Source organism: Sanguibacteroides justesenii, from assembly GCF_003204205.1.
Taxonomy (GTDB): Bacteria; Bacteroidota; Bacteroidia; order Bacteroidales; family Marinifilaceae; genus Gabonibacter; species Gabonibacter massiliensis.
In genome coordinates this window covers 47,958-71,160 of the sequence record NZ_QJPL01000001.1, presented here as the reverse complement: position 1 = coordinate 71,160, position 23,203 = coordinate 47,958, and the positions used below count along the sequence as shown (strand labels likewise).

At 41.7% G+C, this 23,203-nt stretch carries 24 protein-coding genes; 23 read left to right on the top strand and 1 reads right to left on the bottom strand.

All coding sequences use genetic code 11. From position 1 onward, the window contains the following. Positions 1–10: 10 nt before the first annotated feature. From DMB45_RS00275 to DMB45_RS00195, 17 genes are all read left to right on the top strand, one after another. The gene (locus tag DMB45_RS00275; protein ID WP_146216401.1) at positions 11–868 is read left to right on the top strand and encodes a hypothetical protein; all 858 of its coding nucleotides are present in this window, start codon (positions 11–13) and stop codon (positions 866–868) included. Positions 869–887: 19 nt separating this feature from the next. Next, positions 888–1,316 carry a hypothetical protein gene (locus DMB45_RS14620; protein WP_146216400.1) on the top strand — a complete coding sequence of 143 codons (429 nt, stop codon included), beginning with the start codon at positions 888–890 and terminating at the stop codon, positions 1,314–1,316. A 242-nt stretch (positions 1,317–1,558) separates the two neighbouring features. Further along, positions 1,559–1,819: a hypothetical protein gene (locus DMB45_RS00265; RefSeq protein WP_110688328.1), complete on the top strand. Its 261-nt coding sequence runs from the start codon at positions 1,559–1,561 to the stop codon at positions 1,817–1,819. Between the two features lies 1 nt (position 1,820). Continuing rightward, positions 1,821–2,993 carry a DUF2586 family protein gene (locus DMB45_RS00260; protein ID WP_110688327.1) on the top strand — a complete coding sequence of 391 codons (1,173 nt, stop codon included), beginning with the start codon at positions 1,821–1,823 and terminating at the stop codon, positions 2,991–2,993. A 4-nt stretch (positions 2,994–2,997) separates the two neighbouring features. Further along, positions 2,998–3,429 (top strand): hypothetical protein, encoded by a 432-nt coding sequence (locus DMB45_RS00255; protein ID WP_237143264.1) that lies wholly within the window; start codon positions 2,998–3,000, stop codon positions 3,427–3,429. Between the two features lie 36 nt (positions 3,430–3,465). Continuing rightward, on the top strand, positions 3,466–3,759 hold the full coding sequence (locus DMB45_RS00250; RefSeq protein ID WP_110688325.1) for a hypothetical protein: 294 nt from the start codon (positions 3,466–3,468) through the stop codon (positions 3,757–3,759). Positions 3,760–3,936: 177 nt separating this feature from the next. Next, entirely contained in the window at positions 3,937–6,561 is a 2,625-nt protein-coding gene (locus DMB45_RS00245) for a phage tail tape measure protein (RefSeq protein WP_110688324.1), read from the top strand. After that, entirely contained in the window at positions 6,558–7,175 is a 618-nt protein-coding gene (locus DMB45_RS00240; protein WP_110688323.1) for a DUF6046 domain-containing protein, read from the top strand. The genes DMB45_RS00245 and DMB45_RS00240 overlap by 4 nt, the downstream gene beginning before the upstream one ends. 7 nt (positions 7,176–7,182) lie before the next feature. Continuing rightward, entirely contained in the window at positions 7,183–8,136 is a 954-nt protein-coding gene (locus DMB45_RS00235) for a hypothetical protein (protein ID WP_110688322.1), read from the top strand. Positions 8,137–8,139: 3 nt separating this feature from the next. Next, complete coding sequence (locus tag DMB45_RS00230) at positions 8,140–8,679, top strand: hypothetical protein (protein ID WP_110688321.1); 540 nt, start codon at positions 8,140–8,142, stop codon at positions 8,677–8,679. Positions 8,680–8,684: 5 nt separating this feature from the next. After that, the gene (locus DMB45_RS00225; protein WP_110688320.1) at positions 8,685–8,909 is read left to right on the top strand and encodes a hypothetical protein; all 225 of its coding nucleotides are present in this window, start codon (positions 8,685–8,687) and stop codon (positions 8,907–8,909) included. Next, a complete protein-coding gene (locus DMB45_RS00220) occupies positions 8,906–9,208 on the top strand; it encodes a hypothetical protein (RefSeq protein ID WP_110688319.1) in 303 nt (100 codons plus the stop codon). The genes DMB45_RS00225 and DMB45_RS00220 overlap by 4 nt, the downstream gene beginning before the upstream one ends. Further along, positions 9,189–9,473, top strand: coding sequence for a hypothetical protein (locus DMB45_RS00215; protein WP_110688318.1), 285 nt, complete (start codon positions 9,189–9,191; stop codon positions 9,471–9,473). Before DMB45_RS00220 ends, DMB45_RS00215 begins: the two co-directional genes overlap by 20 nt. Before the next feature lie 2 nt (positions 9,474–9,475). Continuing rightward, the gene (locus DMB45_RS00210) at positions 9,476–10,282 is read left to right on the top strand and encodes a hypothetical protein (RefSeq protein ID WP_110688317.1); all 807 of its coding nucleotides are present in this window, start codon (positions 9,476–9,478) and stop codon (positions 10,280–10,282) included. Further along, on the top strand, positions 10,279–10,755 hold the full coding sequence (locus DMB45_RS00205) for a hypothetical protein (RefSeq protein WP_110688316.1): 477 nt from the start codon (positions 10,279–10,281) through the stop codon (positions 10,753–10,755). The genes DMB45_RS00210 and DMB45_RS00205 overlap by 4 nt, the downstream gene beginning before the upstream one ends. A 5-nt stretch (positions 10,756–10,760) precedes the next feature. Further along, positions 10,761–12,134, top strand: coding sequence for a gp53-like domain-containing protein (locus tag DMB45_RS00200; protein WP_110688315.1), 1,374 nt, complete (start codon positions 10,761–10,763; stop codon positions 12,132–12,134). A 16-nt stretch (positions 12,135–12,150) separates the two neighbouring features. Next, complete coding sequence (locus DMB45_RS00195) at positions 12,151–12,666, top strand: DUF4376 domain-containing protein (protein WP_110688314.1); 516 nt, start codon at positions 12,151–12,153, stop codon at positions 12,664–12,666. A 621-nt stretch (positions 12,667–13,287) separates the two neighbouring features. Here the strand turns inward: DMB45_RS00195 and DMB45_RS00190 are convergent. Beyond that, positions 13,288–14,358, bottom strand: a complete 1,071-nt coding sequence (locus DMB45_RS00190) for an HPP family protein (RefSeq protein ID WP_237143263.1) — start codon at positions 14,356–14,358, stop codon at positions 13,288–13,290. Between the two features lie 135 nt (positions 14,359–14,493). On the opposite strand from DMB45_RS00190, the gene DMB45_RS00185 reads away from it, so the two are divergent. The 6 genes from DMB45_RS00185 to DMB45_RS00160 all read left to right on the top strand — a co-directional run bounded on the left by DMB45_RS00185 (position 14,494) and on the right by DMB45_RS00160 (position 23,161). After that, positions 14,494–15,333 carry a helix-turn-helix domain-containing protein gene (locus tag DMB45_RS00185; RefSeq protein WP_041504996.1) on the top strand — a complete coding sequence of 280 codons (840 nt, stop codon included), beginning with the start codon at positions 14,494–14,496 and terminating at the stop codon, positions 15,331–15,333. Positions 15,334–15,421: 88 nt separating this feature from the next. Continuing rightward, complete coding sequence (locus DMB45_RS00180) at positions 15,422–16,024, top strand: DUF417 family protein (RefSeq protein ID WP_041504997.1); 603 nt, start codon at positions 15,422–15,424, stop codon at positions 16,022–16,024. Further along, the gene (locus DMB45_RS00175; protein ID WP_110688313.1) at positions 16,021–17,391 is read left to right on the top strand and encodes an FAD-dependent oxidoreductase; all 1,371 of its coding nucleotides are present in this window, start codon (positions 16,021–16,023) and stop codon (positions 17,389–17,391) included. Before DMB45_RS00180 ends, DMB45_RS00175 begins: the two co-directional genes overlap by 4 nt. A gap of 153 nt (positions 17,392–17,544) precedes the next feature. After that, the gene (locus tag DMB45_RS00170) at positions 17,545–18,090 is read left to right on the top strand and encodes an RNA polymerase sigma-70 factor (protein ID WP_082027491.1); all 546 of its coding nucleotides are present in this window, start codon (positions 17,545–17,547) and stop codon (positions 18,088–18,090) included. Between the two features lie 143 nt (positions 18,091–18,233). Next, a complete protein-coding gene (locus tag DMB45_RS00165) occupies positions 18,234–19,388 on the top strand; it encodes a FecR family protein (protein WP_041504998.1) in 1,155 nt (384 codons plus the stop codon). A 101-nt stretch (positions 19,389–19,489) separates the two neighbouring features. After that, positions 19,490–23,161 (top strand): SusC/RagA family TonB-linked outer membrane protein, encoded by a 3,672-nt coding sequence (locus DMB45_RS00160; protein WP_052649373.1) that lies wholly within the window; start codon positions 19,490–19,492, stop codon positions 23,159–23,161. Positions 23,162–23,203: the final 42 nt, after the last annotated feature.

The window sequence follows — 23,203 nt, the reverse complement described above, 5'->3', positions numbered from 1 at the left end:
ACTCTAAAATATGGCTATTGAAAGAGAGCTCTGGCTCACAATGATTAAAGAAGGACTTGTCCCGGACACATCGTTTTTATCCCGATCCGTTGACATGAGCGAATTTGTAGACGCGAATAAACTGAATCTCGCCGAGGCCGGGGTCGATCCCGAGGTATTGATCGACAACGATGTTTTCCCGGTTCCCTCGGAACAACGTGAAGATATCCCGAAGGAATTATTATTGCACACGTTCGACACGAAAAACACGATCGTGCGGAATATCGAGGAAAAAGAAAGTTCCTATTCCAAGATGGAAAGTGTCGTGCGCTCACACCGGAATGCACTCATCAAGAAAACGTCCGCTTTTGCCGCCCATAACTGGTGTCCGACAAAAGAAGGGGAATTTACTCCCGTTATCGCTAGCAACGGGGCCGTTAACGCCTCCGGGGTAAAAAAAGTAAGTTTTGAAGACTTCCTGCAAATGGAAGCAAAATTCAGGGCGTTAGATGTCGACATGAACTCGCTCGTGGCAGTATTAAACCCCGTGCACCTCGCCGACCTTATGGCCGAGGACATGAAACTTTACAAGGAAGTCTTATCTTCCCGTAAACTGTTTAGTTTCTCGCTATTCTCGTATAGCAGTTTGCCGTTTTTTGACACCACTACCGGGCAGAAAAAAGCGTTAGGAGCGGCCAAGGGCGAGAATGACACGCAAGCATCGCTGTGCTACTGTGACACGGAAGTTTGCCGGGCCTCGGGAAGCATGGATGTTTTCGTGAAATATAAAGACCCGGATCAAAGAGGTGACGTTATCGGCTATCAACAGCGATTTACCGCTTTACCGATTCGGGGAAAATACACCGGGGCAATTTACTCGGGAAAATAGAAATTACAAATTAAAAAGTATGTGGATAGATATTCTACAATGGGCCCTGCCTTCCGGGCTTGCCGGGGCTATAACGTGGATTGTAAACAAGCGACAACGCGAAATTCAATCGGATAAAGCGATAAACGAGGCTTACGAGAATCTATCCACGACTTTAAAAAACCAGAGCGATGACATTAAAAATTTATACAGGGAACTCGGGCTTGTTCGCCGTGCCGTCGAGAGGCGTAATATTTGTCGTTATTACGCTATTTGTCCTGTTGATGCAGAGTTGCGGGGCCAAAAAGGTTCTAAAGGAATACAAGCAAGTGTTAACGGACAGCGTGATCGAGAAAACGGAGATAACCCGGGAACCCGTGATAGTTCCCCCGGCACAAGTAGACCTCCGCCTCGCTATCAAAGACGTGATGAAACTACCACCCGGGGCGGTGTTTCAAAAAAAAGATAAACAAGCAGCCGTTAAAATCGAGTACCGGGACAGCATTGTCTATATCACGTCAACTTGTGACAGCCTAGAATTACTCGTTGAAAGCAAAAACCGGGAAATTGCCCGGCTCCGTTCTACCGCTAGCGAGAAACAAATTATAGAGAAAACACCCGTTTTCCAACGCTTAAAAAATGACTTGTTTTTTATTGTCGTGGGAATAATTCTAACATACATCATACGAATAATCAAAACAACACGTGTACATGAAAGAGAATGAAATAATAGAACCGGGAGAAATTACCACCCCGGTAAACAAAGAGCAAACGGACAAGAATAAAACCGGGAAAACGAAAACGAGAATCGAGATTCTCGTAGAAAAATACGCGAAAGCTTACCCGAGAGAGAAAGTATTTCACGTTACATCCGATATGCAGGTATTCTTGTCAAAAGACAAGAATCTAGCGGAGTTACATCAAAGAAGCCTCGATAAAGAGGAAAATCTACAAACCATTAAAGTGAAGTAAAATGGGATTATCAGACGTGAATATAATGCTGGAAAACGGTAATCTCGGCCGTGGTGCAACAACTACCGACGGGGTTGCCGGGCTTATCTTAACAGGTAAAGCAGTTCCAGATAAAACCGAGTTAAACAAGGTTTATCAACTTTCATCCACTCGAGACCTCGTGACACGTGGCATAACCGAAGAAAATAACCCACTTGTTTACAAGGACATAACGGCTTTTTACTCTAAAGCGGGTGACGGGGCGGAATTATACTTGCTTATCGTCGCCGAGGCAACAACCTTAACACAGGTATGTAGCAGTGAAGCGGATAGTCCATTAAGAAAATTAATAGACCATGCCAAGGGACGAATCCGGCTAGTTGGAATAAATAAAATTCCACCTGCCGAGTATGTATCTGACACGGAAACAACCGGAATTGATAAAGATGTTGTAACAGCGGCAGCGGCAGTACAGGAATTAGCCGAGAGTTACACGAAACAAGTAAACCCGTTCCGGGTATTACTCCCGGCTCTCGCTTGGACGGGTAGCACGGAGAATCTATTCAAACCACGCGAGGGAAGTTATAACCGTGTCGCCTTTGTTATGGCGGCTGACACGGTTGAAAGTGCGGCAATAGGACAAGTTTTAGGACGTGCCGCTTCAATTCCTGTTAATTACTCGATTGCCCGAGTAAAAAGCGGGGCGATTGCCGTTAATGGCTATTTGACAAACGGGAAATCCCCGGAAGAATGTGCCGGAACACTCGAGGCGTTAAATGATGCCGGTTATATAATTTATCGCACGTTTACCGGGAAAAATGGATATTACCTGAATGACGATTGCATGGCCGCTCCCCTCTCGGATGATTACAGTAACCTGAATTTGGGGCGCGTAATTGATAAAGCAATCTTGTTAGCTTACTCGGCGTATATTGACGAGATACAGGATAATGTACTAGTAGATGAAGCCGGGCAATTACCGGGGTACTTGTGTACCTATTTCGAGGGAAATATAAACAATGCCATAGCGACAAAAATGCAGGGAGAAATAAGCGACTTCGAATCATACATCGATCCGGATCAGAATATTCTTTCCACGTCTCGCATGAATGTAGCGTGCAAAATAGTGCCAAACGGCATTTTACGTGAGATTAATGTTACACTCGGGTTTAACAATCCCGCTATAAAACAATAACATCATGGTTAGAATTAATAACAAAGAATACGCTTGGGGAGACATTATCGTAACGTTATTCGGGCGTCCTGTTACTGGAATAACGGGAATCGAGTACAAAACAAAAAAAGCGAAAGAAGCTAAATTCGGGTCTGGCCGTCACGCAAAAAGTATTCAACACGGGAAACGGGAGATCGAGGGAACAATAACCTTGATGCAAAGTGAAATTATCGCTTTAAATCAGGCTGCCCGGCAAAAAGGATACAAGGACATTTTAGATGTTGACTTCGATATTCTTGTTTCCTACATGGATGGCGTGGCCATAACAACGGACAAAATTGTTTGCGTGTCTATTTCCGAGCTACCCGCAGGCATGAAAGAAGGCGACACGCAATCAGAACACGCGCTACCGTTTCTGGCACTTGACATCGATTACGATGTCACCGCTACCGTTTAAATACCATTTAATTACTCTTTAAAAACGAATTAAACAATGGAAAAACTAACACGAAAACAAGTTGAAGAATTAAAAGCGAAACACGGTGAAATTTTCGAAGTAAAGATTGAAGATAAAATTTGCTACTTGAAAAAACCAACTCGAAAAGTGTTATCGGCAGCCGCCACGGTCGGACAAAAAGACCCGTTAAAATATAACGAGATAATTTTAACCAACTGTTGGATTACCGGCGACGAGGAAATAAAAACAGATGATGCTTTATTTTTGGGTGTTTCTGGTGTTCTCTCAGAAATTATAGAGATAAAGGAGGCCACCCTAAAAAAGCTATAAGCGAGGCCGGGTTAGGAAAAAACAGTTGGCTAATAGAAGCGAACGCCCTGATCCGGGCTCATCTTCATCTAAACCCGGACGAGCTATCCGACGAGGAATGGAGCGAATATGTCTACATGTCAATCTGGATAGAAAACAGGTATTTTGAAAAAATTTCCAAAATTTTAGGCGGGTAAAATGGCAGCAACTTACGAGTATATCATCAGTTTACAAGATAAAGTTTCCGGCACGATGAAACGTGTTGCCGGAACCTCCGAGGTTACGATCACTCGCCTAAACTCCCTCGCAAACAAGGCGAAAACCTTAAACGAGACTACCTCCGATCTTGGAAATAATATCTTTAACCTTAAACAAAAGATAGACCTTTTAAAGCAAGAAAAAGAACTTATTGACCCTTCTAATCTAAAACTAATAAAACAATATAACAGGGAAATAAGCGGGTTAGAAAAACAGGTTTCCCGGTTAGATAATGCCGGGAAAAGTGGCAAACTGAAAAAGTATTTAAACGATGTCGGGGGAATGCTTAAAGGTATTATCGCTCCCGTGTTAGGGGCTGCCGCTTTCACTTTCACGGGAAAAGAGGCAATGAATTTCTCGGAAGGCATGGCTAAAGTAAATATAACCGCCCAGCTTGACGAGAAAGGTTTAAACGGTTTAAAAAGTAAACTAAAACAAATCGCCAAGGAGAACAAAGCGGATATAACGGTTGTACCAAACGGTTTCGAGAAGATTATTTCTCAAACAGGCGAAGTCGAATCTTCCCTGCAAATCCTAAACGCTTCACTAAAAGGAAGCAAGGCCGGGTTTGTTGACTTGGACACGGTAACGGGAGCTCTAGCACAAACCCTCTCAATCGTCGGGACAAAAAACGCCACGGCTCAGGAAATTTTAGACACGTTCTTTGCCGCTAAACGTGTCGGGGCGGGAGAATTTAAAAACTTCGCGCAATACATGCCGGGACTTATCGCCGGGGCCGATGCCCTCGGGGTTAATTACAAAAATGTTGCCGGGATTTTTGCCTACATGACGGGAAAAGGTCAGGATGCAGCTAGAGCATCCGTGTTAATGTCTAACATGTTCGCCTCCATGAGTAAAACGGACATAACTAAAAACTTAGCAAAAGCGGGAGTAAAAATATTCGATGCACAAGGCAAAATGCGAGGAATCGTCTCTATTTTTAGAGACCTCGGCGGGGTAATGGCCGGGATGAATGACGAGCAAAAAACCACTTTTCTCGAAAAAATTGGGATCGTGGATAAAGAAGCGAAATCTGCATTTGCCATCATGGGAGCCGATATCGAAAAACTATCCACGGCGATGGACGCCACGGCGAACGCTACCGGGGAAACGGTAGCGGCTTTGGAATTTTCCAAAAACCCGGTACAAAAAGCCACGGAATTATGTAACCAGTTTAAAGCTATCGGTTTACAGGTTGGGGAAATTGTCCTCCCGGTAATTTGCGTCGGTATTGATTTGCTTGGAACTATATTAAATAGAATAGGTGCTATCATAAACGGGATAATCTCGTTTTTTTCCGGGTGGATAGGTTACTTGCAAGAAGGCAACCCGCTAGCGTGGGGATTAACGTCAGCTCTAGGGGCTTTAACAATAGCTCTTGCCGCTTACGAGCTATGGACTGCTCGGGCCATCTTAATAACGAAAGCAAAAGTTTTGTGGGACGGGATCGTGGCGGTGGCTACCGGGGGATGGACAACAATGCAATGGGCGTTGAATGCCGCCCTTTACGCTTGTCCCCTCGCGTGGATAGTTGCCCTCGTGATCGGCCTTATTGCCGCTATCGTGGCCTGCTGCTCCAAGGTGCAAGGTTGGGGCAAACAATGGGATGTTATCGTCAATTTCATGAAAAACATTTGGGAACTTTTCGTTGAAACTTTCAAATTTCAATGGAACACCCTCGCGAACGGTTTCATGCTCGGTTTAGACACGATCAAACTAGGCTGGTACAAGTTTAAAGAAGCCGTCGGTTTAGGCAATTCAAACGAGAATCAAAAGATGATCCAAAAAATTAACGGGGACATGGAAAACCGAAAACAGGCGATCATTGACGGGGCAAAACGGGTAAAAGAATTAACAGAGAAAACAAAAAATTCTCTAATATGGGAGTTATCCCTGCAAAAGCAAGATAAAGACACGAAACCGGGAAAAGAAGGAACTTTTTCTCCCTCTATACCGGGTAAACAACCCGCTATAAATTTTGACAACTTGATCGGGAAATTAAACGGGAAAACAGGAAAAGGAAAAACTATCGACCTGAACAAAATTAACACGGATTATAAAGGCTCAACGTCATACGCCGCTATCACGGAACGCCTATCCCCCGTGAAATTGCAGGGTATCAAAACAGACAACAAAATGAATAAAGCGACTGAATTATCAAAAGCCGCTACCGGGAAAACACTTGTTGACAACACGAATTACGAGGAAAAAGAGAATTTATTGAAATCAATTAATTTAAATGTCTCTAGTATTTCAAACGCCATGGCTTCAACATTATCAGGGATAACGAAGATCGCTGTTTCCGTGGCCAGTATCGCCTTATTATGTGGAACTTTCACGAAAACAGAAAACTCAAAATTAGCACCGGAATTCCCGTCTATCTCGGGTTCTTTTTCACGTGAAGAGAAATTCCACGAGACAAGAAATTCCCGGAACATTTATTTTGATAAATACTGCGATCAGGTCGTTATTAACATTCAAAATACCGATCAACAAGGTATAAACGAGATCGAGGAAAAAATACAACAAACTCTAACAAGCATTTTTGACAATTACGAGGTATGAGACACAAGTACAATATTCCAGACCTACTAACAAGTATAATCGGGCACAGGGGACTCCCTTTTCCCGGTTCTTTCCTCCCCTCTCGTTCCAGAACTGGAAAAAGAGAAGAATATGAACTTAGCCCGGAAGCCTCGACCCGTGAAGAATACGTTAAAGGTACTCGTTTATACGCCAAAGACTCGCTCGGGAGGTGGTATTTTATGCCCGTGTCACTTAAACACCCGTCTATTCAATCTGAAAATAACATGTTTGAATTGGACTATGCCGTTATATCCGTGACCGGAAAAAAGAATATTATTGAAACCCCACTAACCGGGAGAAAAGGTTCTGTTAAAGAACTTATCAGCATGGGAGACTATAAAATATCAATAGCGGCTTTCATACAAGGAGAAAACGGAAAATACCCGGAAGAAAAAATAACACGGTTAAGAGATATAATAAATATTAACGAAACGATAGAGCTAATCTCCGCTTTTACCGATTTATTACTTGATCTCGAGGACAAGGTTGTCATAACAGATTTTAGTTTTCCTTCAACTCCCGGTGTCGAAGACGGGCAAGCGGTAAAAATTGAACTAGTCACGGATAGGGCTTTTGAACTAACATTACAATAAAACGATCATGTACACGTTTTGCAGCAAAATAGAGATAGGAGGAAAGATTTTCGGGGGTGTAAACAACGTCCGAATAAAACGATCGATACATGAACTCGGGGCAACTGCCACGATTAAAGTACCGGTTACGGCCGTGTTAAAGCAACAAGGAAAACCGGTTGCCGCCATAGAAACGGCAAAGGTAATAAAAACGGGAGACATCGTATTAATTAAACTCGGGTATAATAATAATTATAACGTTGAATTTAAAGGATATGTAAAACAATTAAATTTAAAAACACCACTTGAAATCATCTGCGAGGACTCTTTTTACTTGTGTCGGAAAAAGAGTGTTACTTTCTCGGGCAAAACAACCCTTGCCAAAGTTCTACAAACTTGCGGGCTAGAAATCGGGCATGTCGTAACTTTAACCCTAGATAGTTTTCAGGTTCCGAACAAACCCGTTTCTTGGGTCTTAGGCAAGTTAAAAACTGCCTATGGATTATCTATATTCTTCGATTTATCCGGGAAGATATACGCCTCTGAACCTTTTAAAGTACAAGGAGAAACTGTAAAATACAAACTTCGGGAAAACGTCATTAAGGATGACGATTTAAAGTTTCAAAAAGCCGAAGACGTCAAATTAAAGATTAAGGCTACTTGTATATACCGGGATGGGACAAAAGTAGAGGCAACCGCCGGAAACGAGGAGGGAACTGAAAAGAAACTATATTTCTATGATGTTAAAGATCAAAACGAATTAGCGGCTTTAGCTAAAGCAGAATTGAAAAGGCATAGTTATGATGGTTACACGGGGAAAATACAAACGTTTCTGTTCCCGTATGCAGCACCTACCATGATAGCGGAAATAAACGACGAGCAATACAAGGAACGAGACGGGCGTTATTATATAGAAAGCGTTGAGACAACTTTCGGCACGAACGGGGCACGTCGAGTTGTCGAAATCGGGATAAAAGTTTAAAAGATGAGTAAAGAAATTGATAACCTAAGACAATTATTTAACGAGCGTCTCCGGCAATCTGGAACAATAAATTTCTACGGGGAAGTGATTGCCGTGAACGAAACTACTCGAACTTGTACAGTAGAAATGAATAACATTCATTACGAAAATATTTTATTATACTCCATTGAAAAATCTGATTTAAAAGGTTTCGTGATGATCCCGGAGATTGGAAGTATTGTTCTGGTTAGCAAAATCATGGACGAACGTTATTTCGTTTCCATGTTTTCAGAAATAAGTAAAATCATCTATACCGTTTCAAATATTATTATCCAAACTTCTGAAGAAGGGTGCACTATAAAAGCTAATGATTCTATAATTAAAACAACCCCGGGAGGGATAACTATCGACAAAGGAAAATCTGGATTAAAAAAGACGCTAAACGATCTTTTAGACGCTATAATGAAATTAACAGTCTCAACGGCCGTGGGCCCATCATCCGTGCCAATTAATAATCCAGAATTTTTAAAAATAAAACAGGATTTGGTAAACTATTTAGAATAAACAATATGGCACTTGAAAAAGCAACTATAAAAAAAGAAATAAAAACAGCTTTTGTCACGGTAATGAACCAACAAGAAGACAGAGAGGACGCAATTGACAAGGTTGCAGACAAAATAGCGGATGCGGTTATAAATGCCATTAAAAGCGTGCAAATCGATTATGTAACTGGCCTAGTTGCCCCCCCAACCGGTGGGACGGTGACCGGAAAATTTAACTATATTATTTCATGATGGTTACAGATATTACACAAACCCAAGATGGGGATATAGAATTCAATTCTGGCGATCTGATTTATTCAGAATCCACCGGGCAACATCAACGAGATATTCTTCTTGCCGATAAAGGACATTATAAAGAATTTCCAACGTTGGGAGTTGGAACAATAAACTATCTAAACGACACGGAACCGGAAAACTTTTTACGAACCGTTCGGAAAGAATACACGGCAGACGGCATGAAAGTAAAGAATATCAAAATCATTAACAATGAATTAACGATTGAAGCTGAATATGAAAGTAATAATAGTTAAACAGAATCAGACAATCTTCGATCTCGCTATCGAAAATTACGGTTCTTGCGAGGCAATATCAGAAATTTTAAATAATAATCCAAATATCCGTAACGACAAAACGGCTCTAACAGCTTTAGGTATAAACTACCTGACAGATGGAGCGTTTTATCTCGACGCCCCGGTAGAACCCGGGTTTGAATTACAAGTAAACCCTGATAGCCAATTTATAAAAACGAGTGTAACTAAAGAGATTACTAACGAGGTAACAACTTTTAATTTATAACAATGGCACGTGCGATTTTACAGATACAGAACGACATTATAACAGACTTGCAAAAATCTGGTTTAAAATTATCAGCCTCAAAAGTAGCCGAATGGAGGCTGTGGACGTATGTCGAGGCCTCCGCCATACACGCTTTCGAGGTCATCCTCGATTTATTTCGTAAAGAGGTAAACGAGGCAACAAATAAAATAACCCCCGGAACCGTGCGTTGGTACGCTGAAATGTGTTACAGGTTTCAAAATGAACACGAGTTACTTTTCGATAAAAAAACTGCGATGCTTTATTATGCAACCGAAGATGAATCTGCACGAATTATCAAGATTGTCGCGATATCAGAAAAGCAAAATAAATTAACAATCAAGGCCGCAAAAATTGATTCAAGCGGTAAAATCATTCCCCTGTCTCTATCCGAAAAATATAATTTCTCGGGATATATTGACGCGATAAAATTCGCTGGAGTAACCACGGAGATAATATCTACAAGCGAGGATAAAGTACGATATAATATATCAGTCTGGTTTGACCCGGCAATACCTAATACTCTCGTTCGTTCAAACGTCCTAGCGGCTCTCGACGATTTTAAAAAAAATCTTGGATTCGATAGTATGATATATTCACAAAAACTTGTTGATGCTGTAATGTCCGCGGAAGGTGTTATCACTTGCGAGCTGGTTTCCATTGAACGACAAGGAGTATCAGATTCAATATTCAAAACAATAAAAGTGGTAGCGGAGTTAGAAAGTGGATATTTTGAATACTCGAGTGATTCTGAACTCAATCTCTACTCAATTAAAGAACTTCAACAATGACACCAAATATAAATATATACAATCTGGTTAGGCAACTTCTACCTCCCCATAAACGGCAAATAGTCCGATTAACACTATTACGCTCGTTCTTAAACCCGTTAAAATACCTGTTTGATGACTTTTACAAATGGAGAGACAACACGAGAATGATGTTAAATGTAAACAGTCAGGTAAAAATTTTTGAAGGTTATTTGCGGAAAAAATATAACCAACCGATAGCGATTAAAATTATAACATTCGCGGATGGATTGCTGTTAGTTGGGTTAGAACGTGAGGGGATCACGATGATGCCTCAGATCGGCAATCAGTATGAATTTTTTACAAGTATTCCCCTGACCGGAGAGATTAGGGAACAATTCGGAAATGCTGACTTTATTGTTTATATCCCTCCCGAGGTCGATATCAATCTGGTTCAGGCTGAAATAGAGAATTACAAGCAGGCATTAGTTAAATATAAAATCATTCAAAACTAAATGATATGAAAAGACATATTCAAGTACCGGGAGTCAGGAAGTGGGCAGGGGAAGATTTTATCGATCTCCAAAAAGAACCCCTGAACGTAATTGATTCGTTTTTTGAAAAATACGGGAATTGCGTGATAAAAGGGTGTGAAGTTTCAGTAGCGAATAATGGCATGTATAATGTATCACCCGGGTATGTTGCTTTATCCGGGATAGATCAAGACGGAAATAACACTTTTAAAGTTGTACCATTTTCCGGAAAAAATGAAGTTACTTTACCGTTATATCTAACATTAGCTTATAATGTTATAGACCGGGAATACGCAGATAATAAAGTCAAACCTATCGCATATAACTTCTACGCTCAGGCTTCCGTGATTCAACCGTCAGAGGGCAAATTTTTAGAAATAGGAACATCCGAAGTAAGACAATTTGTTGATGCTATTCATCTAACAGAAAAATTAGACAAAACAGGGAATGGCCGGGATGTTACGGTGACATTTTCTCAGGAAACAGAACGAAATAATATAGAATCAGGAGAAAAATTGTCTATATTATGGGGAAAGGTATGTAAATGGTTTGTTGATTTAAAAAAGATCGCTTTTACCGGGGCTGCTTCGGATATTATCGAAGACGCAACACATCGATTCGTTACAGACACGGAAAAAACAACGTGGAACGGGAAAGCGGCGAGTAGTCACACTCATCCCGCTTCACAAGTAACAGAGGAAACGAATAAACGCTTCATGACAGATGCCGAACGTTCAAAATTATCTGGTATTGCAGCCGGGGCAAACGCCTACACTCACCCGGCCAGCCATCCCGCATCAATGATCACGCCAGACGCAACGCATCGATTCGTTACAGACACGGAAAAAACAACGTGGAACGGGAAAGCGGCGAGTAGTCACACTCATCCCGCTTCACAAGTAACAGAGACCACGGATAAACGTTTCATGACAGATGCTGAACGTTCAAAATTATCTGGTATTGCAGCCGGGGCAAACGCCTACACTCACCCGGCCAGCCATCCCGCATCAATGATCACGCCAGACGCAACACATCGATTCGTTACAGACACGGAAAAAACAACGTGGAACGCAAAGGCGAACAATACTCTTTCAAATGTAACTCTCGTAAAATCACTAGGTTCTAACGGGTATTATAAAGCTCCAGACGGCCTGATAATCCAGTGGGGAGTTTTCTCTATTAAAGCCGTTCCGCATACGTTGTCAACATCATTCAGCAATACAAATTATAAAATAGCTGTTGCATTTCAATACTATAATAACAATGTAACGTCTGTAAAACCGTATTCGGCTTCTAAAATTACAGTAGAGGGAGGGCCTACTGCTGATGTTAACATAATGTATATCGCTGTCGGTTATTAACTTATAAATTTATATTATGAAATATTGGAAAGAAGGATTCTACGACACGCCAATTGAGGGGTGCATTGAAATCTCTGAAGAGCATTATTATGCACTTCTTGCCGGGCAGGAGGAAGGAAAGATAATAATTTCAGACCAGAATGATTATCCGGTATTGGTATACCCTCCAGCACACGAAAAAGATAAAAAATTGGCTCAACTCACCGAGTTTGACAGATCAACAGAAATAAACTCTTTCACTATACAAGGTGTTCAGATGTGGATTGATAAAGAAACTCGCACGGGTCTAAAGTTAAGATTCGACGCTGAAATTGCGGCCGGTAAAACAACAACAACGCTGTGGTATGGTACAACGCAAATACAATTACCTCTTAATGTAGCACAACAAATGTTGTTTTCGCTCGAGGTATACGCTTCCGAATGTTTCGATCGTACACAAGCCCATAGAGCCGCCATTTTAACTCTCGAAACTGACGAGGCCATAAAAGCTTATGATTTTAAAACCGGCTACCCTGATAAATTAGTATTATAATTCTATTATTTAAATGCAGAAACCCTTTCGATTTCTGCATTTAAAATTTGTACAAATCGTTTTTTAAAAATGTACTTTTCGATTTGTCGATTATAATCGACAAATCGAAAAGTGCATTTTTTAATCGAAAAGTATAAATTTTAAACGTAGAAAGCTTCTCGACTACCGCATAATAAATAATAAAGTTATAATTCCAATTGTTCGGGATGCCGTTATATAAAAAATCCGCAAGTATTTCTTGCGGATTCTATTTTCCACGCTCTAAGCGTCATTATTTTATAAAACAACGGATCGTTGTGTTAACAACGTCAAAATCGAGTATGTCAAATGATTTGATTTTTTCTTTCTCCAATGTATTTCATCCTCCTTTTCTCCGGGTTCAAAACATTACTTCGAACTGTGGCGAACCACGGGTAATTAACCGATATTACATGTTAAAACAATCCTCATAGGCACTCCTTTCCGCTATGGGTTCGTAACTGAAAGAACTGTACGTCGACGACTTTCCGTTTTTTATCAAAACATCGATGAATGCACCGATCACATAGCATCAACGGACACTATAAAATTACGAATTTTTTTCCACAAAAACAAGTATTCGAGCCTCACTTTGATCTTCTGCTATGCTTCCGTCTCTCTAACAACCCTTTTTCCTGTTCTCCTCTTACGTATCCGACGCAAATAGGTCGGAAGCATACATACGATTAAATGAGATTTCGGCCATTTATAGCATTTCAGAAAGAGTAACATGGCAACAGTTATAAACAAAGCTGCCCCCAAAGCCACCTGTAAAGGAAACCACCACAAATCTTCCGGTGGAATAATCATCGGAATCAATGCAACCGCTCCGACGGGGGCAAAAAATTTACCGGACCACTCGAACAGGAAAAACAAACAAAGAAAAAGGATACAAGCCACAATACACTCCGGCCACCCCCAATAAAGGTGTCCGACAAGCTGAAATACAGTTCCCAGAGTGGCAGCAATGACCAGTAATAAAAAAATTTGAACCGGACGATTCCTGAAACCGGCCTTTGAATTGGCAAACTCCACGTAGGTCACAACCAAAGGCGGTAATATACAATATATACGCGAAGTATATACCGGTATAACGGCAATCATCAGCAAAGTACATAACAGCAACCCCCACCTAAACACCTCTTTTTTACGATCTCTCATGGGAGGCACATAAACAATTTTCCGCCGAAGTCCACACTTTTCCATCATAATCTGTCCCAATACAAGGGTTAACGACATCATAAAAACCGCCACGGGATAGATCCAACTTTCCGTTTTCAACAACACGGGTAACATACAAGCAGAAATCAGCGGGATTAAACTGGAACGTGTTACCATTAAACCGATGGCGGCAAACGTGAAGGCAAAAGCAAGGTTAACCAGAAAAGGCAAGACGGAGTAACGCACGAGACATACACCCCAAACAGCACCTAAAGTCATCAATAAAACCATGCCTACCCGACTTACCCGCCATACCCTTTTATCAACAATCCACATACCAATGGCAAGTGCCGCCAGTTCCGGGAAAATGATCTCTTTTTCACCCCAAAACTCAGAGATTCCAACCATCGCCAAAATTAATAGTAAGGCTGCCAAATAACGCTTTCGAGCAGAAACATCGGAGAACATTCCTCTTCTTCTTTTCTCTGAAGATGTCGGTTTATTTTGACGCATGTCTCATTTTTATTAAAAACAAGTCGTAAAAGTAATACTTTCCATCCAAAAATGATCCGAGGCATAAGAATTATAACCCTAATTCTCAATCCGTATTCAAAAATTCATATATTTACAAAAAATTGATCAAGCATCATGGAATATCATTTCAGTACCCGTTTAAACGGAAATATGAGTTTAACTCATGCTTTCCATGCCGATTCTTCCCTTCAAAAAAACAACAGTCTCTATAAATTTATCTGGATCCAAAACGGAACGTTAACACTGGAAATCGACCATATTACCGTCACCCTGCAATCGAACGAGATCATCTCTTTGACTCCATTACATCATATAGAAATAAAGGAGGTCGACGGAGAGTATTTAACTTTACTGTTCAACAGTAATTTTTATTGCATACACGGACACGACAATGAAGTTTCGTGTAACGGCTTTTTGTTCAACGGGACTTCCAACATCATGAAATTACAGTTAACCAAAGAACAATCCTCCGTTTTACGGGATATTACCGAAAAGTTTGCCGGAGAATACGGGATACACGATAATCTTCAGGAGGAGATGTTGCGCATTCTCCTGAAACGCTTCATCATCACCTGCACGCGGATAGCAAAGAATAAATACGAGATAAGTTCGGAAAAAGAGAAAAATTTTAATCTGATTCGGCAATTTTATGTATTGGTGGACCAACATTTTAAAGAAAAGAAACGAGTACAGGATTACGCGGAACTTTTATTCCGCTCACCCAAAACCCTCTCCAATCTTTTTGCAGTATATCATATGCCTACCCCCCTGCGTATTATTCACGAAAGAATAGAAGCCGAAGCAAAACGCCTGTTACTATACACCTCTAAAAGTGCAAAGGAGATCGCCGATATTCTGGGATTTGAAGATCTTTCCGCTTTTAGTCGTTTCTTTAAACACATGACAGGAGAGAGTATATCTACCTACCGACAAAGAGAGATCGGGAAAAATTGACAATATATCCGGCAAAATAGCCATTTATTTCCGTGATAAAACATCCGACTTTTGTATCGTAAGTTTAACTATCAAAATCGGAAATAACATGACAACAAAATTAAACAACCTATTTTACACCTTTCTTCAAATTGCTTCCTCGATTCAACAACTTGGAATCAACCTAACACGTATAGCTATTCTGATTATTTTTGTTTGGATAGGAGGATTAAAATTCTGGAATTACGAAGCGGAAGGGATCGTACCCTTTGTGGCCAATAGTCCTTTCATGAGTTTCTTCTATAACAAACAGGCTCCGGAATATAAAAACTACAAGATGAAAGAAGGAGAGCGAAACGAATTAAAACAAAATTGGCATAAGGAAAATAACACTTATGGATTTTCTCACGGGTTAGGAATCCTGATCATGAGTATCGGCATATTGGTATTTTTAGGCATGTTTTTTCCGAAAATAGGAATTATCGGAGCTCTATTGGCCATTGTCATGACCCTTGGGACCCTCTCTTTCCTCGTCACCACTCCCGAAGTATGGGTTCCCGACTTAGGAAGTGGGGAATATGGATTTCCCTTACTTAGTGGGGCCGGACGTTTAGTAATTAAGGACACGGCCATTCTTGCCGGAGCCGTTGTATTGCTTTCAGAATCTGCACAAAGAGTATTAAAAAATCAACGAAGAAATAATTCATTATGAAACAGTACGATGCCATCATTATCGGTTTCGGCAAAGGAGGTAAAACACTTGCCACAGGATTAGCCAAACGCAACTGGACGGTAGCCATGATCGAGCGTTCAGCACAGATGTACGGGGGAACCTGTATCAATATCGGATGTATTCCGACCAAAACATTAGTACATCAGGCTAAAATCGATGAATACAAAGATTTCGCTTCTTTTGAAGAAAAACGAGCATTTTATCGTCAGGCCGTCCAAAAGAAAAATGAGGTAACCGCTTTACTTCGGAAAAAAAATTACCATAACCTCGCGGATGAAAAGAATATTACCGTTTATACCGGTACGGGTTCGTTCGTATCCCCCGAAGTGGTTTCCGTGCAAATGCCGGAAGGTAATGTTCAACTGAAAGCAAAATATATCTTCATTAACACGGGAGCCGAAACAATAGTACCTTCTATCGATGGCATTGAAGAGAGTAAACGAGTGTATACAAGTACTTCCATCATGGAACTCGCGGATCTTCCCCGTCATCTGGTTATCGTGGGAGGTGGTTATATCGGGTTGGAATTCGCCTCCATGTACGCCTCTTTCGGTTCCGAAGTAACTGTTCTCGAAGGATTCAACGAATTGATTCCCAAAGAAGACAGGGATATTGCGGCAAATGTAAAAGAGGTCTTGGAAAAGAAAGGCATACGATTCTACATGGGAGTAAAAGTAACCTCGATCCAAGACAAAGGAGAGACAGCTATCGTCAGCTATCAAACCACAGAAAACACCTCCCGGACCGAGATAAAAGCAGATGCAGTTCTCTTAGCCACAGGTCGTAAACCCAATACGGCCGGATTAAATCTGGAAAGTACCGGAATAAAAACCAATGAACGAGGAGCTATTGTAACGGATGAACATTTAAGAACCAATATTCCGCATATATATGCCATGGGAGATGCGACCGGAGGTCTACAGTTCACTTATATCTCATTGGATGACTCGCGGATCGTTAGTGATGATCTATTTGGAGATCAAAAACGAAACACGTCAGACCGGAATCCGGTGAGCTACTCCGTATTCATTGATCCTCCCCTTTCCCGGGTAGGCATAAGTGAAGAGGAAGCCCGAAAGAACAAAATCGAAATAGTGGTAAAAAAATTAGCTGTTGCCAGCATTCCTCGTACCCTGACTGTAGGGGAAACAGAGGGAGTACTAAAAGCTATCATAGACGCCAAAACAAATCAGATTCTCGGATGTACCCTTTTCTGTACAGATTCCCACGAGATGATCAACACGATTGCTTTGGCTATTAAAACCGGACAAGACTACAGGGTGCTCCGGGATTTCATATACACGCATCCCAGCATGACAGAATCTTTTAACGTACTGTTATCCTGATGAATAAAAGCGAGAAAAATTTCTCGCTTTTATTCATTTCTCACCACGCTCGAATTGATTCGATGATTACACTTCGTTTTTCAAATGAAAAGTATTTATAATATAAAAATTATATGCATATTTGTCACGATATCTTAACGAATAGGACAATACGTGAATCAAGATTATAATATAATACTAAATAATGGCTCTCGAATAAACTTTCAAAAGGTATTCGATCAATATTTCAAGTCATTGGTTCTTTTTGCAGAACGCCATCTGAATAATTCGGAAGAGAGTGAATCCGTCACTCAAGATGCCTTTATGGCTTTATGGGAAAATCGATCCATTTTTCCAGATGAAATATCTATCAAGGCTTATTTGTATTCTACCGTAAGAAACAAAGCCCTGAATATTCTAAAGCATCAAAGAATCGTAAACGAATACAATTCGGAATCATTACAAGAAATAGATACCGAGCACTACTATATGAGATCGGTTATTGGAGAAGAGACCCGAAGAATGATCTTTACAGCTATAGACTCTCTACCCGAACAATGTCGTAATATTTGTTTGCTTCATTTAGATGGATTGGACAATTCGGAAATCGCTTATCAATTAAACATCTCCCTAAATACCGTAAAATTCCATAAAAAAAATGCCTACAAACTCCTTCGGGAAAAATTACAAGACTACTTTTACCTTCTCTTCTTTGTTTAAAATAATTCCCTGCATCCCCTGAAACGACACAATTATCATCAGAGACACCACCATCGATCTATAACTTATCTCATTAAAAAAAATTGAATTTTGACTACCCGTTTTTCCTTTTCAGTTGTTTTAATAAAACAATAAAAGAAAAAATGACTCGGGAATACATTAAAATAGCAGAATTGATCTACAAACAAAAGATCGGTATCATTTCCGATCAAGAACAAAAAGAGTTGGACAAATGGGAAAAAGAAAAGACCTTTCATCAAACCATTTCCGACAGATTATTAAAAGAATCCGGGTGGGAACAAAGATATAAACAATACAAACAGATTTCTTCGACAAACATATGGCACAATTTGAAACGACAGATAAAACCCCGAAAACGATTCATCAGATTAAAGCAAATCGGTTATGCAGCTGGCATTATTTTATTATTGGGGGCGGGATTCTACTTTCAACAATTTATATCAACGCGGGAAAACAGAAATAACACGTACTCAATTTCTGAATTTATACCGGGTTCCCGGCAAGCTATTCTTCGGCGGGCGAACGGTGAAAATGTTTTGTTAACGAATGCCGATAGTATCATTGCCTGCGACGGCAGGTTCGGAGATATCAAAAAAATAAAAAACAAACTGATTTACGCGGCAGCTAAAAACGATTCGAAAGAGGTTTGGGATACCCTTGAAACCCCGAACAGTTGTGAATTTCAGGTAACCTTATCCGACGGCACCAACGTGTGGCTAAATGCCCGATCCCGTCTTATCTATCCTGTAGCCTTTGTCGGAGAGACAAGATCGGTTCGGCTGGAGGGCGAGGGGTACTTCGAAGTCCGGCGGGACGAGAAACATCCTTTTATCGCGGAAATAAACGGCATGACGATTAAAGTACTGGGAACCTCGTTCAATCTGAAATCCTTTTCCGAAGAAGCACGCACGACCGTCACCTTAATAAGCGGGAAAGTGGAAGTAAATGTAGGAAACCGGAATCTTGTATTAACTCCTGACATGCAAGCCGATTTAGTCGGAGAAGAGTTGACCGTGAAACAGGTAGATGCAGAAGCCTATCGGGCATGGACCAAAGGCAATTTTGTATTCAGAAGAGAGCGGCTGGAATCCATCATGAACGATCTGGCCCGGTGGTATAACGTGGAGATCAGGTATGAAGAGGGGACAAAAGAGATCCTGTTCTCCGGTATCATGAATCGTTACGAAACCATAAGCGAAACCTTATGGATGATAGAAAAAACGGGAAAAGTAAAATTCGACATTACCGGATCCATTGTCACGGTAAAAAAGCAATAAAAACGGGGAGATGCTCCAACACCTCCCCGATCAAAATTCAATCGTTGTCCGTTTGCTCCAACAACAGGACAACCATGTGTAACTTTTAATACTGCAAATCTATGAAAAAAAAACGAGAACCCGGCCCGCGCTCCAAAGGAGAAGAGTCCGCTAATTTTGTAAAAATGAAACTAACGATCCTACTCTTTCTAATCAGTATACTTCAAAGCTTCGGAGGAGTATATTCCCAGTCCGTGAAATACGATATCTCGTTAGAGAAAGGGACATTGGAAGAAGTTTTTAAAATCATCGAACAAAAAGGAGAATATACCTTTCTCTACTCTATCGAAGACATCGACAAAATAGCCCCGATTAAAATCGATGTAAAACAGGCTGAGTTAAAAGAGATTCTAACCATTTGTTTGGCTAAAACCGATTTGACATACGAAATAAATCACCAGCTCGTCATCATCAAAAGCAGGGAAGAGAAGAAAGAAAAAATAACCATGATCACGGTAAAGGGCATCGTAAAAGACGAAGCCGGAGAACCTTTGCCGGGCGTATCGGTTATTTTGAAAGGAAGCCACACGGGGAGTACGACCAATATAAAAGGAGAATTTCAGCTGAACGTCCCTGAACAGGATACGATCGTATTGACTTTTTCTTTCGTGGGAATGAAAAGCCAGGAGGTTATGTATAAGGGAAAACCGATGAGCGTCGTTCTAAAGGAAGATATACAAAGCGTGGAGGAAGTAGTGATAACCGGATATCAAAAAATCGACCGCAAACTCTTCACGGGAGCCGCTTCGAAAGTAGACATGAAGGATATCTATCTACCCGGAGAACCGGATATCACCAAAGCCCTGGAAGGCCAGGTAGCGGGAGTCTCCATTCAAAACGTATCGAGTACTTTCGGTAGTGCTCCCAAATTACGGATTCGCGGGGCCTCTTCCATTTACGGGAACCAAAAACCCTTATGGGTAATCGATGGCGTAGTACTGGAAGATGCCGTGAATGTATCCATGGATGAGCTGAATTCCGGAAATATAGCGACCATCATCAGCTCCGGCGTGGCAGGATTGAACACGGACGACATCGCTTCCCTGCAAATATTGAAAGACGTATCGGCAACGGCCCTATACGGAGCAAGAGCCATGAACGGAGTCATTGTAATCACCACCAAGAAGGGACGACAAGGAAAGATGTCCGTGAACTATTCGACCAATATCAGCATCAAACCCATACCCTCATACGACGACTACAACATACTGAACTCCGGAGAACAGATGTCCGTGAACCGGGAACTCTATGAAAAAGGTTGGATCAACATAGCCCAGACCCCATCCGCTATCGATCACGGTCCTTACGGAAAAATGTTCGACCTCATCGCCAAAAACGAAATCGCGTGGGTAGATAACAACAACGGAATCAATACTTTCTTACGGAAATACGAGACCGCGAATACGAACTGGTTCAAGGAACTTTTTCGTACGGGAATACAACAGCAACACACGCTCAGCATTGCGGGAGGAGGAACCAAAAATACCTTCTACGCTTCCATCAGTTATCTGCACGACGACGGATGGACGATAGCCGATAAAGTAGATCGCTACACGGCTTTATTAAAAGGAACATTCGATATCACGAAGCAATTGACGGTAACGGCCTCCACCAATATGTCTTTCCGGAAGCAACGCCTGTCAGGCGCCTCGCAAAGTACGGATGACGTGAACGGCGTGGATCGTTACACGGGACGAATCGAACGAAACTTCGACAACAACCCGTTCCTGTATGCCCTGCAAACCAGCCGGGCTATTCGTTGCCGGGATGAAAACGGCAACCTGGAATTCTTCCGGAAAAATTATACGGACTACAATATCGTGGATGAATTGTCCAAAAACAGGATTGAAGCGACGGTCCGGGATATGTCTTTTACGGCAGATATCAATTACAACATCACGAGTAGTTTTTCCCTTTCCGGAAAAGTATCCGCCCGGTATTACCTATCCAAACTGGATCGAAAAGTACACGAAAATTCCAATGAAGCCAAAGCTTACCGGGCTGGAACCGGACCGGACGATTCCGGCCTGATCCAAGAAAACAACGGATTGCTATTCCAGAAACCGGGCGATAATTCGGGGATCAAATACAGTATCCTGCCGGAAGGGGGCATTTACGAAACCTATTGTGACGAGATGCTCAATTATTACCTGAATGCAAATGCCAACTGGAATCCCCGGATAGGATCAAACCATATGTTTACCTTCCTGTTGGGAACAGAAATCCGTTACATCAACCGGGATAAGGATTGGAATTATGGTTTCGGCCATTTTTTCGACGCGGGAAATGTATCCAAGCCTTCGGCCAATTACATGGAGTATTTGGAATCGGTAGGCGGCTCCTATTTCGGAAAAGCCAAAGGTTTCGACCGTTTTGCCGCCTTTTTCCTGAATTACGGCTATTCATTCCAGGGAAAATACACCTTTAACGGAACAATTCGCTATGACGGCTCCAACCGCCTGGGACATGCCCGCTCCGCCCGTTGGTTGCCCACCTGGAACATCAGTGGCAAATGGGCCGTAAAGGAGGAAGATTTTATGAATCGTATCGAATGGTTAAGCCAGCTGAACCTGCGTCTGACCTACGGGCTGAACGCTTCCCTCGGTAACGCGACCAACTCCACCCTATTAGCCCGTACCCGGGTGAACAACCACCCCTTCCATCCCTCCTTTTCCGAATTGGAGATCGACATTGTCAGCTTGGGAAACCGGGATCTCACCTGGGAAAAGCAACATGAATTCAACGCCGGAATAGATGCGGGATTATGGGAAAATCGGTTAAACCTGATCATCGACTATTACAACAGAAAGGCCTTCGACTTGATAGGAGCCTACCCATCGTCGGGAGTGGGCGGCGAACGTCTTAAACTGGGAAATATTGCAGATATGCATTCGCACGGTATAGAATTAACCTTAACCTGCACTCCGGCACAAACACAAAAATTCCGATGGAACTTTAACATCAACTATGCCTATCACCACAGCAAGATTGTAAAACTGATCAGCCAGGACTGGGTGGGAAGAGCGGTAAGCACATACGGCGTTCCGGTACTGGACGGCCCGGTAAGAGGCATTTATTCCTCCCGCTTTGCCGGATTGGACGACCACGGGGTTCCCATGTTTTTCAATAAAAACGATGAACAGGTATACTACCTGAAATTACAAAGCTACGATTGGAGCGATTTCGTCTATAGCGGGAATTTGGAACCCACCTCGAATGCCGGCATGCAACATACTTTTACCTTCGGCAATCTCTCGCTCTCGGCCTTGTTCACCGGACAATTCGGTCACAAAAAACGGGTAATGCAAAATTACAGCTACGGATATTACGATTCGGAAGCTTTACCTTCCAAATTAAAAAACCGCTGGCGGGTAAAGGGAGATGAAAAAATCACTTCTATCCCGGCTATTTTGGATAAGGATTACTATAACCGTTCCAATGAAACGGATATCTCTACGGCCTACAATCTATACGGTATGTCGGATTTATGGTTAGCCGATGCTTCCTTTATCCGGTTAAAGAACTTGTCCCTATCCTATTCCCTGCCTAAAAAATGGATGCAAAAGCTATCGATAGATCATGTAAACCTGGGCTTTTCAGCCACGAACGTGGGCTTATTGTGGTTGGCGGATAAAGAGAAATTAGGCGGTGAAGACCCTGAATTTTCCTGGTCGGGAGGCACCATCATGCCCATCAGCCGCCAATATGTATTCACCTTAAATATAGGATTCTAAGTTTACGACAAACGTAGTAAGAAAAGAATAAACGGAACTAAA